General features: G+C 73.6%; 10 protein-coding genes. 5 read left to right on the forward strand and 5 right to left on the reverse strand.

Translation table 11 applies throughout. The features are described 5' to 3' along the window. Positions 1-138: 138 nt before the first annotated feature. Positions 139-1,659 carry a tRNA (N6-isopentenyl adenosine(37)-C2)-methylthiotransferase MiaB gene (gene miaB, locus ACFVGY_RS36725; protein ID WP_385686624.1) on the reverse strand — a complete coding sequence of 507 codons (1,521 nt, stop codon included), beginning with the start codon at positions 1,657-1,659 and terminating at the stop codon, positions 139-141. Between the two features lie 116 nt (positions 1,660-1,775). On the opposite strand from miaB, the gene ACFVGY_RS36730 reads away from it, so the two are divergent. Continuing rightward, complete coding sequence (locus tag ACFVGY_RS36730; protein ID WP_385686627.1) at positions 1,776-2,771, forward strand: TAXI family TRAP transporter solute-binding subunit; 996 nt, start codon at positions 1,776-1,778, stop codon at positions 2,769-2,771. 10 nt (positions 2,772-2,781) lie between these two features. Here ACFVGY_RS36730 and ACFVGY_RS36735 read toward each other — a convergent pair whose 3' ends face one another. Then, positions 2,782-3,717 carry an ROK family protein gene (locus tag ACFVGY_RS36735; RefSeq protein WP_385686647.1) on the reverse strand — a complete coding sequence of 312 codons (936 nt, stop codon included), beginning with the start codon at positions 3,715-3,717 and terminating at the stop codon, positions 2,782-2,784. A 165-nt stretch (positions 3,718-3,882) separates the two neighbouring features. Further along, a complete protein-coding gene (locus tag ACFVGY_RS36740; RefSeq protein ID WP_385686630.1) occupies positions 3,883-4,914 on the reverse strand; it encodes a LacI family DNA-binding transcriptional regulator in 1,032 nt (343 codons plus the stop codon). Between the two features lie 371 nt (positions 4,915-5,285). Between ACFVGY_RS36740 and ACFVGY_RS36745 the strand changes: the two genes are divergently transcribed. Both ACFVGY_RS36745 and ACFVGY_RS36750 read left to right on the forward strand, forming a co-directional pair. Beyond that, positions 5,286-6,560 carry a glycosyl hydrolase gene (locus tag ACFVGY_RS36745; protein WP_385686633.1) on the forward strand — a complete coding sequence of 425 codons (1,275 nt, stop codon included), beginning with the start codon at positions 5,286-5,288 and terminating at the stop codon, positions 6,558-6,560. Positions 6,561-6,642: 82 nt separating this feature from the next. Continuing rightward, complete coding sequence (locus ACFVGY_RS36750; protein ID WP_385686635.1) at positions 6,643-8,883, forward strand: endo-beta-N-acetylglucosaminidase; 2,241 nt, start codon at positions 6,643-6,645, stop codon at positions 8,881-8,883. 24 nt (positions 8,884-8,907) lie between these two features. On the opposite strand, the gene ACFVGY_RS36755 is transcribed toward ACFVGY_RS36750, so the two are convergent. Both ACFVGY_RS36755 and ACFVGY_RS36760 read right to left on the reverse strand, forming a co-directional pair. Further along, positions 8,908-10,335 (reverse strand): ATP-binding protein, encoded by a 1,428-nt coding sequence (locus ACFVGY_RS36755; RefSeq protein WP_385686638.1) that lies wholly within the window; start codon positions 10,333-10,335, stop codon positions 8,908-8,910. Between the two features lie 12 nt (positions 10,336-10,347). Next, the gene (locus ACFVGY_RS36760; RefSeq protein ID WP_385686641.1) at positions 10,348-11,064 is read right to left on the reverse strand and encodes a response regulator transcription factor; all 717 of its coding nucleotides are present in this window, start codon (positions 11,062-11,064) and stop codon (positions 10,348-10,350) included. A 291-nt stretch (positions 11,065-11,355) separates the two neighbouring features. On the opposite strand from ACFVGY_RS36760, the gene ACFVGY_RS36765 reads away from it, so the two are divergent. Together ACFVGY_RS36765 and ACFVGY_RS36770 are read left to right on the forward strand one after the other, a co-directional pair. Further along, positions 11,356-12,141, forward strand: coding sequence for an amino acid ABC transporter ATP-binding protein (locus tag ACFVGY_RS36765; protein ID WP_385432622.1), 786 nt, complete (start codon positions 11,356-11,358; stop codon positions 12,139-12,141). An 88-nt stretch (positions 12,142-12,229) separates the two neighbouring features. Next, a partial coding sequence (locus ACFVGY_RS36770; RefSeq protein WP_385686644.1) for a transporter substrate-binding domain-containing protein occupies positions 12,230-12,824 on the forward strand: 595 nt, incomplete at its 3' end.

Consider the following 12,824-nt stretch of genomic DNA (forward strand, 5'->3'; position numbering starts at 1 on the left):
GGCGCAGTGGGCGGCCGGAGACGGAGCCCCCGCACCCGGGGGCGGACCTCCGGGGCGGTGCCAGCGGAACACCCGGCTCCGCCGGGCACCGGGCTCCGCCGGGACCCGCGCGTCACACGCCGGCGAGGCCGGATGTGCTCAGCCGGTGATGCCGCAGGCCGGGGCCGACTCCGGGAGCGGCGCCGGGACGCCCAGCGTGGGGATGCCGAGCATGACGCCCTGCGGCTGCGCCGGGGCCGCGTTGCGCTTCTCCCAGGCGTCGCCCGCCCGGGTGCGCCGCACGGACTGCGTCGGACCCTCGGCGAGGAGGTGGTGCGGGGCCGCGTAGGTGATCTCCACGGTCACCACGTCGCCGGGGCGGACGTCCTCGTCCGGCTTCGTGAAGTGCACCAGCCGGTTGTCGGGGGCGCGGCCGGACAGGCGGTGCGTCGCGCCGTCCTTGCGCCCCTCGCCCTCCGCGACCATGACCTCGAGGGTGCGGCCGACCTGCTTCTTGTTCTCCTCCCAGGAGATCTCCTCCTGGAGGGCCACCAGGCGCATGTAGCGGTCCTGGACGACCTCCTTGGGGATCTGGCCCTCCATGTCGGCGGCCGGGGTCCCGGGGCGCTTGGAGTACTGGAAGGTGAACGCGTTGGCGAAGCGCGCCTCGCGGACCACGTGCATCGTCTGCTCGAAGTCCTCCTCGGTCTCACCGGGGAAGCCCACGATGATGTCGGTGGAGATCGCGGCGTGCGGAATGGCCGCGCGGACCTTCTCGATGATGCCGAGGAAGCGCTCCTGGCGGTACGAGCGGCGCATCGCCTTCAGGATCCGGTCCGAACCGGACTGGAGCGGCATGTGCAGCTGCGGCATCACGTTCGGGGTCTCGGCCATGGCCGCGATCACGTCGTCCGTGAAGTCGCGCGGGTGCGGGGAGGTGAAGCGGACCCGCTCCAGGCCCTCGATCTGCCCGCAGGCGCGCAGCAGCTTCGAGAAGGCCTCGCGGTCGCCCAGGTCGGAGCCGTACGCGTTGACGTTCTGGCCGAGCAGGGTGATCTCGGAGACGCCCTCGCCGACCAGGGCCTCGATCTCGGCGAGGATGTCGCCGGGGCGGCGGTCCTCCTCCTTGCCGCGCAGGGCGGGGACGATGCAGAAGGTGCAGGTGTTGTTGCAGCCGACGGAGATCGAGACCCAGGCGGCGTACGCGGACTCGCGGCGGGTCGGCAGCGTGGAGGGGAAGGCCTCCAGCGCCTCGGCGATCTCGATCTGCGCCTCTTCCTGGATGCGGGCGCGCTCCAGCAGGACGGGCAGCTTGCCGATGTTGTGCGTGCCGAAGACGACGTCGACCCACGGGGCCTTCCTGACGATCGTGTCGCGGTCCTTCTGCGCCAGGCAGCCGCCGACGGCGATCTGCATGCCGGGGCGCTTGGTCTTCATGGGGGCGAGCCGGCCGAGGTTGCCGTACAGCTTGTTGTCGGCGTTCTCGCGGACGGCGCAGGTGTTGAACACCACGACGTCGGCGTCGCCGTCCGAGCCCTCCGGGGCCCGGGTGTAGCCCGCCTCCTCCAGCAGTCCGGAGAGTCGCTCGGAGTCGTGCACGTTCATCTGGCACCCGTAGGTGCGCACCTCGTATGTTCCCTTGACGTCCACTGCCGTGCTCCGGTCGCTGCTGCTGGTCATGGAACAAGGGTAGGTGCTGCCGGGACACCCTCCGGTCCGGCCTCGGTCCGGCCTGGGGACGGCCTGGGGACCGGCGCCCCGTGACAGGTCGGCGCGACGGTGGCAGGATCGCGCCCATGGCTCATGTTCCGCCCCGTTTCGGCAGGCGCACCGCCCTGTGGGGGCTGGTGGCCGTGTTCGCCGTGCTCGGGCTGCTCGTGTGGTGGCTGCGGCCCTTCGGGCAGCCGGAGCTGAAGGGCGAGCTGACCTTCAGCACGGGCGTGCGGACGGGCGTCTACCACCTGTACGGCCAGCTGCTGGAGCAGGCGCTGGCGTCGGACGTCCCCGGAGTCCGGGTCCGGCTGGAGACCAGCCAGGGCTCGCAGGAGAACCTGGCGAGAGTGGCGACCGGGCAGGCCGATTTCACCGTCGCGACGGCGGACGCGGTCTCGAAGTACCGGGCCGACGGGAAGCCGGGCGCGGACCGGCTGCGCGGGGTGGCGCGGCTGTACGACGACTACGTGCAGTTGGTGGTGCCGGCCGGGTCGCCGGTGCAGTCGGCGCGGGACCTGCGCGGCAAGCGGGTGGCGATCGGCCAGCCCGGTTCGGGTGTGCGCCTGGTCTCGGAACGGCTGCTCGCGGCGGCCAAACTGGACCCGGCGCGGGACATCACCCCGGTCTCGATCGGCATCGACACCATGCCGGCAGAGCTGGAGGCCGGGCGGATCGACGCGTTCTTCTGGTCCGGCGGCCTGCCGACGAACGCGGTGCGGGAGCTGTCGGAGCGGTTCGACGTCCGGCTCGTACAGCTCGGCGACCTGGTGGAGGCGCTGCAGGGCAGCGGCAGTCCGGCGCGCTACTACCGGGCGGCGGTGATGCCGCAGGACGCGTACACGCGGGCGCGGAACACCTCGGCGGTGGCGACCCTGGCCGTGCCGAACCTGCTGGTGACCACCGAGGAGACCGATCCGGGACTCACCGAGCAGTTCACGCGGACGGTGATCAACAGCCGTGACCGGATCGGTGCCGAGGTGCACGCGGCGCAGCTGGTGGACCTGCGGACGGCGATCTACACGGATCCGCTGGACCTGCACGAGGGCGCGGGACGGTACTACCGCTCGGTGAAGCCCTGACCCCGGGCCCTCAGGCCGGCAACAGCATGGTCGCCGCGGCGGCGGCGCCGATCAGTCCCGCATGGGTGCCCAGGGCCGCGGGAACCACCTCCAGCCCGCCGACGTAGGAGAGCGTGGCGTAGTCCGCGAGGTGGGTACGGATCGGCCCGAAGAGGGTGTCACCGCAGGCGGCGACGCCCCCGCCGACCACCGCGACACCCGTCTCCACCAGGGTGGCGCTGGCCGCGATGGCGGCGGCCAGGGCGCGACCCGCACGGTCGAACGCGGCGAGCGCGAGGGGGTCCCCGGCTTCGGCGGCCGCGGCGACGCCCGCCGCCGTGGCGTCGCCGGCGGCGCCCCCGGAGGGGGTCCATCCCTGCTCCGCGGCCCATCGGGCGATGGCGGTGCCCGAGGCGATCGACTCCACGCAGCCGCGGCTCCCGCAGACGCACCGGGGGCCGTCGAACGCGACGCTGATGTGCCCGATGTGACCGGCGTTCCCGGTGGGGCCCGGGTGGAGCCGGTTGTTCAGGATCAGGCCGCCGCCGACGCCGGTGGAGACCACCATGCACAGGGCGTTCGCGTGGCCGCGAGCCGCCCCCAACCAGTGCTCGGCCGCGGTCATGGCCACGCCGTCGCCGACCAGCACGGTGGGCAGCGGGGCGCCGTGCCGGGCCAGCTCCGCGGCGATCCGGGCCTGGACGGGGAAGTCCCGCCAGGCGCCGATGTTCACCGGGCTCACCGTGCCGCGCGAGGCGTCGACCGGGCCCGCGCTGCCGATGCCGCAGCGGACGGCCGCCGGCCACAGGGGCGAGCGGGCCAGTTCGGCGACGACCTCCGCGACGGCGGCGAACACCCCGTCGGCGTCCGTGCCCCGCGGGGTGGGGCGGCGGGTGGTGGCCGTCATCGTGCCGTCGGGGAGCACCAGCGCGCCGGCGATCTTCGTGCCGCCGACGTCGATCGCCACCGCCGGGCCTGCGGCCGCGCCGGGCTCGCCGGGGCCGGGGACGCCGGGGCCGGGGACGCCGGGGCCGGGGACGCCGGGGGCGCGGTCGCCGGGGGCGCGGTCGCCGGGGCCGGGGAACGAGGGGCTGGGTGAGGTCACGGGGGCGCTCCAGAACGGGGTCGGGATTCAGTATGTGGCCGGGGGCGGGGCCGTACTCTCGCGGGGCTCCAGCCGGGGCTGCTCTCCCTCACGGGCCCGGGGCGGGCCGCCGGCGAGCACGGTGAGCAGCTCCTCGGCGGCGAGCCGGCCGAAGGCGGCGGTGTCGCGGACGAGGGCGGTGAGCCGGGGGTGGGTGACCCGGCACAGGGCGGAGTCGTCCCAGGCGACGATCGAGAGCCGGCCGGGGACGGCGATGCCGAGCTCGGCGGCGACGGCGCTGCCGGCCACCGCCATCACGTCGTTGTCGTAGACCAGCGCGGTCGGCGGCTCGGGCTCGGCGAGGACGCGCCGGGTGGCGGCCGCCCCCTCGGCGTCGGAGTAGTCGGTCACCACCGAGCGCACCTCCCGCGGGCCCAACCCCCGCGCGGCGGCCTCGGCACGCAGCGAGGCGATGCGACGGGCGGTGTGGGCCAGGCCGGGCAGCCCGGCGATGTGGGTGATCCGGCGGTGTCCCAGGCCGTGGAGGTGGTCCAGGACCCGGGCCATCGCCCGGGCGTCGTCCGCCCAGACCGACGACAGCGGACCGGGGGCGCCCGTACCGCCGACGGTGACGGCGGGCAGGCCGAGGCGGGCGAGGAGCTCCGGGCGCGGGTCCTCGGTGCGCGGATCGACGACGAGGACGCCGTCGACCCGCCGCTCGGCCCACCAGCGGCGGTACACGGCGCACTCGGCGTCGATGTCGTCGACCACCTGGAAGAGGAGGGCGGTCCGGCCGGCGGAGAGCACTTCCTGGATGCCGGAGACCAGTTGGAGGAAGAACGACTCGACGCCGAGGGTGTGGGCGGGCCGGGCCAGGACCAGTCCGACGGCGCCGGAGCGTTCGCCGGACAGGGCGCGGGCGGCGCTGTTGGGCTGCCATCCGAGCTCCTCGGCGACGTGCCGGACCCGGGCGCGGGTGTCTGCGGAGACACCCGGCCGGTCGTTGAGCGCGAAGGAGACGGCGCTCTCGGACACCCCGGCCCGGCGGGCGATGTCCTTGATGGTGGGTCTGCGGGCCACGGCTGTCTCACCCCTCGGGTACGCGGACGGCAATGGCCGGACCGTACGCGATTCTTCCCGGCCGGCGGGGCCGGCCCGCGATCGGATCCGCCGGCCCGTTCTACGGCCGGAGAAGCCCCAGAAGCGCTGACGGCCGTGACCGAAATACCGCTGTCCATTTCCGTGCGCTGCCTGCCTGAGGCCATTGACCGCCCGGAGCTAAACCGCATTAGCCGACCCAGCTTGAGAGGCGCTCAGCCCTTCTGTCAACGGGCCTGAAGCGCATAAGTGCGTCATTTCTCGTTGGCTGCTGGGGCCCTGTTGACTTTCCCCCGCCGGGCGCGGCACGTTGTGGGCGTCCGGAGAATTCCCCGCGACTTCCGGGATCCTTCATGCGTGACGGCACCCCCGTACCCCCGCCCGCCCGAACCCTCCGCTTCGGGGCGAACTACACGCCGTCCCGCGGCTGGTTCCACCACTGGCTCGACTTCGACCTCGACGAGGTCTCGGCCGACCTCGATTCCGTCGCCGCGCTCGGGCTGGACCACGTTCGGGTCTTCCCGCTGTGGCCGCTCTTCCAGCCGAACCGGACGCTGATCCGGCCGCGGGCCGTCGAGCAGCTGGTCGCGCTCGCGGACGCGGCGGCCGAACGCGGCCTCGACGTCGCGGTGGACGGGCTCCAAGGGCACCTGTCGAGCTTCGACTTCCTGCCCGCGTGGACCGGCACCTGGCACCGGCGGAACATCTTCGCCGACCCGGACGTGATCGCCGGGCAGGAGGAGTACCTGCGCACGCTGGCCGCCGCCCTCGCCGACCGGCCGCATTTCCTCGGCATGACCGTCGGCAACGAGATCAACCAGTTCTCCGACGGCCCGCACCCCGACCCGGACCGGATCACCCGGGAGCAGGCGGGGCGCTGGCTGGAACGGATGCTCGCCGCCTGCGAGCGGGGCGCGCCGGGCCGGTTCCACGTCCACGCCGAGTACGACGCGGCCTGGTACCGGGACGGGCACCCGTTCACGCCGGCGCAGGCGGCGCGGCTCGGTTCGGCCACGGCCGTGCACTCCTGGGTGTTCAACGGCACCGCACAGCGGCACGGCCGGACCGGGGCGACCGAGCAGCACGCCGCCTACCTGATCGAGCTGTCCAAGGCCTGGGCAGCGGACCCGCACCGTCCGGTCTGGCTCCAGGAGGTCGGGGCGCCCGCGCCGCTGATCCCGCCGAAGCACGCGGCGGCGTTCACCGGGGCCACGCTCGCCGCCGCCCTGGACTGCCCGGGCCTGTGGGGCGTGACCTGGTGGTGCTCGCACGACGTGTCCCGGGAGCTCGCGGACTTCCCCGAGTTGGAGTACGGGCTCGGCCTGCTCACCAACGACCGGCGGACCAAGCCGGCCGGTGTCGCCGTCGCCCGGATCGCCGCGGAGTGGCGGGGCCGGGAGCACCGTCCGGCCGTCCGGTCCACCGCGCTGGCTGTGGAGGTCGGCGGGACGGAACGCGCGCCGGAGCGGTCGGCGTGCGCTCCCGGCGGCGCCTTCTTCGAGGCCTGGGCGGCGCTGGCGGCCGACGGTGTCCGGCCGGCGGTGGTGCTGGCGGAGCTCGCCGAGGATCCGGCCCACCTGTCCGCGCGCGGCATCACGGAGGTGCTGCGCGTGTCCGACGTCCGCTGACCCGCCCCCTCGCCCCGGCCCCCCTCGTCCCCGATCCCTGTCCCCGATCCCTGTCCCCGATCCCTGTCCCCGAGGAGCCCGCATGTCCGAGTCCGGCAACGGCGCACACCCTCGCACCTCCCCCTCCTCACCCTCACCCTCGCCTTCCCCCTCTTCACCCCGTGAGGCTTCCGCCGCCCCGTCCCCCAGCTGCGCGCCGCCGCCCGCCCGGCGCCGGATCCTGGCCGCCGGGGCCGGGGCCGGCGCCGTCACATTGCTGGGCGTCCCCCCGGCACACGCCGCCCCGCCGGAAGGCGCACCGCACGCCGCCCCGCCGGAAATCGCGCTCCGAGGGCCGGGCGCCGGTCCGGCGGACCTGGCGCCGTACGCCTCCTACTGGTTCCCCGACACCCTCCCCCACGGCACCCCGGGCCCCGGCATCGTGTGGCGCTCGCTCAAGCAGTGGAGCCCGGAGTCGGACCCGGACCTCGCCCACAACACCGCCACCGTGCCGCTCGCCGCCCGCTTCACGCCGGTGCCCCCGCACCCGGCCGTCCGCGCCGGGCAGGCCCGGATCGCCTCCCTCGTCTCCTTCGGCCCCACCTCACAGAACCCCTCGCAAGGGGTACCCACCGCCGACACCTACGCCTTCACCCACTGGGCCTACATCGACGAGCTGGTGTTCTGGGGCGGCTCCGCTGGCGAAGGGATCGTGCTCGCGCCGAACGCACCCGTCGTCGACGCCGCCCACCGCAACGGCGTCCCGGTGCTGGGCAACGTCTTCCTGCCGCCCGTCGCGTACGGCGGCGACCTCCAGTGGACCCGCGACCTGGTGCAGCGCGACGCCCACGGCCGGTTCCCGATCGCCGAGCAGCTCGTCCGGGTGGCGGTCGCGTACGGATTCGACGGCTGGTTCGTGAACGCCGAGACCGACGGCGGGGACAGCGCGCTCGCCACCCGGATGCGGGAGTTCCTGCGCGCCCTGCGTGCGGCCGGCGCGGCCCATGACCTGCGGATCACCTGGTACGACGCGATGAACAGCACCGGCCGGGTCGGCTGGCAGGGTGCGCTCAACCCGCTCAACCAGGAGTTCTTCGAGGACCGGGCGGGCCGGGTCGCCGACACCGTGTTCGTCGACTTCCGGTGGAGCGCGCAGGGCCTGGCCGACTCGGGAGCGCTCGCCGAACGCCTGGGCCGCAGCCGCCACGAGCTGTGGGCGGCGGTGGACACGGAGTCCCGCGGCTGGGATTCCGCGGTCGACTGGGAGGCGATCGTTCCGCGCGGACGCGACCATGTCGTCAGCTACGGCTTCTACCGGCCCGAGTGGACCCGCAACCACCTCGCCGACCGCTCCCCCGGCGCCTTCCACCGCGCCGACGACCGGTTCTGGACGGGCGGGTCCCTGGACCCGGCCCGCCCCGCGCCCGACGGCGCGGACGGCGGCTGGCGGGCGCCGGCCACGGTGGTGGCGGACCGGTCCACGGTGGCGGCGCTCCCCTTCGCCTGCTCGTTCAACACCGGGCACGGCGAGCGCTGGTACGAGCGTGGCGAGGCCGTCTCCGACGCCCCGTGGAGCCACCTCGGCCTCCAGGACCGGCTGCCGGGCCGCCGCTGGACCGTGGACACCGCCGGTCCGCGCCCTTCGGTCACCCTGGACTTCGCCCGGGCCTGGCGGGGCGGCTCCAGCCTCCTCGTGGCGGGCCGGCTCACCGCGCCCGCCGCGGTCGGACTGCACGCCACCCGGATGCGGCTGCCCGGGGCCGGCGTCCTGGAGCTGGTGCACGCCGCGGAGCCGGGTTCCGCGCCGGTCGTGGTCGAGGTCGGGGTCGCGGTGCGCGAGCCGGCCGCTCCGGGCGGGCCCGTCCCCTACACCTGGTTCGCGGCGGGCACCGCGGGCCCGGGCGCGGGCTGGCGTACGGCGCGGGTCGGGCTGTCGTCGCTGGCGGGCCGGACCGCGTACGGGCTGGCCGTACGGATCACGGCGCGGGGCGACGGAGCGGTGTCCTGGCGGGTCGGCGCCCTGTCGGTACGCGAGGGCCCCGCCCGGCCGCGGCCGTCCGCCCCGCACGCGCTGACCGTGGACGCCTCGGCCGAACAGCACGGCACGGCCGCGGTGCGGCTGTCCTGGCGGCGGGCCCCCGGCCCGGTCCGCCACTACGAGCTGCACCGCCTGCTCCCGGACGGCACGCGCCGCTTCCTCGGCGGCACCTGCGGCACCGCCCTGTACCTGCCGGCCGTCGTCCGGGCCGGCCGGGAGCGGGCGGCGGTGTTCGAGGTGCGGGCCGTCGACGAGCTGTACGCCGCCTCCGCCCCAGCCCGCACGGTCCTCGCCTGGGCCCGCTGACACGTGCCTCGGGGCGAGGTTGCGTCAGCCGTTGCCCTCGGCCCCGTTGTGCGGGGCGCTGCGCGGGACGGCGACGGTCACCCGGAGTCCGTGGGGCTCGTTCTTCGCGTAGGAGAGGGATCCGCCGCCCGCGGCGAGCAGGGCGCGGGAGATGGACAGGCCGAGTCCGGAGCCCTTGACGTTCTGGTGGCGGCCGCTGCGCCAGAACCGGTCGCCGACGCGGAGCAGCTCGTCCTCGGTGAGGCCGGGGCCGCGGTCGGCGACGACGACATGCACGGACGGACCGGCCGGGGCGACGGCCACCGTGACCTCCTCCCCGGCCGGCGTGAACTTGAGGGCGTTGTCGATGACGGCGTCGAGTGCGCTGGACAGCGCGATCGGGTCGGCCCACCCCGTGATGGCGGTACGGCCGGTCTCGGTGAGCCGTACGCCCTTCTCCTCGGCGTACGGCCGCCAGGAGGCGACCCGCTCGGCGGCCAGGGCGCCGATGTCGGTGAGGCTGAGCTCGGCGGAGGCGTGCTCGGCCAGCGCCAGGTCCAGCAGGTCGTCCAGGACCTGGGCCAGGCGCTTGCCCTCGGCGCGCACGGAGGCGATCTCCTCGTTCCCCTCGGGCAGTTCGAGGGCGAGCAGCTCGATCCGCAGGAGCAGCGCGGCGAGCGGGTTGCGCAGCTGGTGGGAGGCGTCGGCGACGAACGCCCGCTGCTGCTCCAGTACCTCTTCCACGTTGTCGGCCATCTCGTTGAACGAGCGGGCCAGGCGTCGGAGTTCCGGCGGCCCGCTCGCGGCTGCGACCCGGGAGTTCATCCGCCCGGTGGCGATGCCGTGGGCGGCCGCGTCGAGCGTCCGGACGGGCTTGAGGACCCAGCGGGTCAGCTGCAGGGCGGCCCCGAACGCGAGGAACATCGCGGCGGCCAGGCCGGCGATGATCAGCAGCCAGCCCCGCAGGATCCGGGCCCGCATCTGGTCGGTGGGCGACTCGGTGACCACGACGGCGACGACGTCGCCGTCCAGGACGACCGGGGAGGCGACGAGCAGCTTCCCGTGGGTCTGCCAGGGCCACACCTGGGCCGGGTCGTGGCTGCGGCGCCCGGCGAGCGCCTCCTTGAAGGCCCGCCGGCCTTCGCCCTCCTCGGGGAGCTGCCACCAGCCGGGGGCCCGGACCAGGGCGTTGTCGTCGCGGTAGAAGATGCCCACCCGGATGCCGTACAGCTCCTGGTAGCGGGCCAGTTCGAGCTGGAGCGTGTCCCGGCGTTCGGCGGCGCCGCTGCTGCCGGAGCTCTCCGCGTCGATGAAGAACTGGGCGAGGGCGGCGAAGCGGGCGCTGTCGTCGATCCGGTCGACCACCACCTTCTGCTGCTGGCCGGCGGCCAGGCTGACGGCGAGCGGGAAACCGAGCGCGAGCAGCACGCCCGCCATGAGGACGACGAGCAGCGGGAGCAGGCGGGCGCGCACAGCAGGGCCCCGCTAGGGGGCGGTCGGCGGGACGAGCCGGTAGCCCACCCCGCGTACGGTCTCGATCAGGGCGGGCATGCGCAGCTTGGAGCGCAGCGAGGCCACGTGCACCTCCAGGGTCCGCCCGGTCCCCTCCCAGCTGGTGCGCCACACCTCGCTGATGATCTGCTCGCGGCGGAAGACGACGCCGGGGCGCTGCGCGAGCAGGGCCAGCAGGTCGAATTCCTTCCGGGTGAGCGGCACGTCCGAGCCGTCGACGCTGACCCGGCGGGTGGGCAGCTCGATGCTGACGGACCCGACCCGGACCACGGCCGGGGCGCCCGCCACGGCGGCCGCGGCCTCCTCGGAGGCACCGCTGCGCCGGGCGACGGCATGGATCCGGGCGAGGAGCTCGCCCGTGTCATAGGGCTTGACCACGTAGTCGTCGGCGCCCATGTTGAGTCCGTGGATGCGGGAACGCACGTCCGAGCGGGCCGTCACCATGATCACGGGGATCGCGGTGCGCTTGCGGATCTTGCCGCAGACCTCGTAGCCGTCCTGGTCGGGGAGGCCCAGGTCCAGCAAGATCACCCCGTAGGGGGAGGCGTGCGGCGGGGCTCCGGCGGGCAGCAGGGCCTGCAGGGCCTCCTCGCCGTTGCGGGCGTGGGTCACCTGGAAGCCGTGCCGGGCGAGGATCGCGGACAGGGCGGCGGCAACGTGGTCATCGTCCTCGACGAGCAGCAGTCTCATTGCGTCCCCCTTTCCTGCGTTCCTGTTTCCTGTTGTGCCGAGCGCGGCCCGTGGTCAAGGGGCCAGAGAGCATCCACGCCGATGCGGGGCCCCACGTCAAGGGGGTTCCGGTCCGGCGCGGTTTCCGTTATGTACCCGGTACGAGCCTTCCGGTGCGAGCCGCCGAGGCACGTACGGAGCGTATCGATTCGAGGCCGTTTCGTTATGCTCAATTCTCCCTCAGATGTGATGACGGTGTGCGCGCGGCCTCACTACTGTCCTGCCAACCGAGGAGGACGGAGCAAGAAGCCGATGAGCGGAGTATCAGTGACCAAGGAAGCGAAGGACGCGGCCGGGGCCGCCGACGACCTGGTCGTACTGAGCAACGTCAACAAGCACTTCGGCGCGCTGCACGTGCTTCAGGACATCGATCTGAGCATTGCCCGTGGCGAGGTCGTCGTGGTGATCGGTCCCTCGGGATCGGGCAAGTCCACGCTGTGCAGGACCATCAACCGCCTGGAGACGATCGACTCCGGAACGATCACGATCGACGGCAAGGAACTGCCCTCGGAGGGGCGGGAGCTGGCCCGGCTGCGTGCCGACGTCGGCATGGTCTTCCAGTCCTTCAACCTCTTCGCGCACAAAACGGTGCTGCAGAACGTGATGCTGGGCCAGATGAAGGTCCGCAAGACGGACCAGGCGAGCGCCGAGAAGAAGGCACGGGCCCTGCTGGACCGGGTGGGCGTCGGAACACAGGCCGACAAGTACCCGGCGCAGCTCTCCGGCGGCCAGCAGCAGCGCGTGGCGATCGCCCGCGCGCTGGCCATGGACCCGAAGGTGATCCTCTTCGACGAGCCGACCTCGGCCCTCGACCCGGAGATGATCAACGAGGTGCTGGAGGTCATGCAGCAGCTGGCCGCCGAGGGCATGACGATGGTCGTCGTCACGCACGAGATGGGCTTCGCCCGCTCTGCGGCCAACCGGGTCGTCTTCATGGCCGACGGCAAGATCGTCGAAGAGGCCGAGCCCGAGCAGTTCTTCAGCAACCCGCGCAGTGACCGCGCCAAGGACTTCCTTTCGAAGATCCTGCACCACTGACGGTTCCGTCTGGTAGTGATCCCCTGGCGGCCCGGCGCACGTGTCGTCGCTCGTCGTCCAACAACGTCTCATCCGAGGGAAGTTCACCATGAAGGTTTTCAAGGCCGGCGCGGCCGCAGCCGTGGCCGTCGTCCTCTCCCTGACCGCGACCGCGTGTGGCGGCGGCGGTGACAAGGCCGGCGGCGGCGCCACCGGGGGCGGCAAGGACAAGATCGTCATCGGCATCAAGTTCGACCAGCCGGGTCTGGGCCTGAAGACCCCGGACGGCAAGTTCACCGGCTTCGACGTCGACGTGGCGACCTACGTCGCCAAGGAGCTCGGCTACCAGCCCGACCAGATCGAGTTCAAGCAGGCCGTCAGCGCCGAGCGCGAGAACCTGATCTCGAACGGTGACGTCAAGCTCGTGGTCGCCACCTACACGATCAACGACAAGCGCAAGGCGAAGGTCGACTTCGCGGGCCCGTACTTCCTGGCCCACCAGGACCTGCTGGTCCGCGCGGACGACACCTCGATCACCAAGGCCGAGGACCTCAACAAGAAGAACCTCTGCTCGGTCGCCGGCTCGACCTCGGCGCAGAACGTCAAGACCAAGCTGGCCCCCGACGCGAACCTGCTGGAGCAGGCCGGCTACTCCGAGTGCCTCACCGGCCTGGAGAACGGCTCCGTCGACGCCCTGACCACCG

The organism is Streptomyces sp. NPDC127106 (assembly GCF_042677605.1).
Lineage (GTDB): Bacteria > Actinomycetota > Actinomycetes > Streptomycetales > Streptomycetaceae > Streptomyces.

Bases quoted from the DNA above. Each gene is read 5' to 3' on its own strand.
- ACFVGY_RS36730 (WP_385686627.1), top strand. From the start codon at position 1,776: ATGGCTCATGTTCCGCCCCGTTTCGGCAGGCGCACCGCCCTGTGGGGG.
- ACFVGY_RS36765 (WP_385432622.1), top strand. From the start codon at position 11,356: ATGAGCGGAGTATCAGTGACCAAGGAAGCGAAGGACGCGGCCGGGGCC.
- ACFVGY_RS36750 (WP_385686635.1), top strand. From the start codon at position 6,643: ATGTCCGAGTCCGGCAACGGCGCACACCCTCGCACCTCCCCCTCCTCA.
- ACFVGY_RS36760 (WP_385686641.1), bottom strand. From the start codon at position 11,064: ATGAGACTGCTGCTCGTCGAGGACGATGACCACGTTGCCGCCGCCCTG.
- miaB (WP_385686624.1), bottom strand. From the start codon at position 1,659: ATGACCAGCAGCAGCGACCGGAGCACGGCAGTGGACGTCAAGGGAACA.
- ACFVGY_RS36745 (WP_385686633.1), top strand. From the start codon at position 5,286: ATGCGTGACGGCACCCCCGTACCCCCGCCCGCCCGAACCCTCCGCTTC.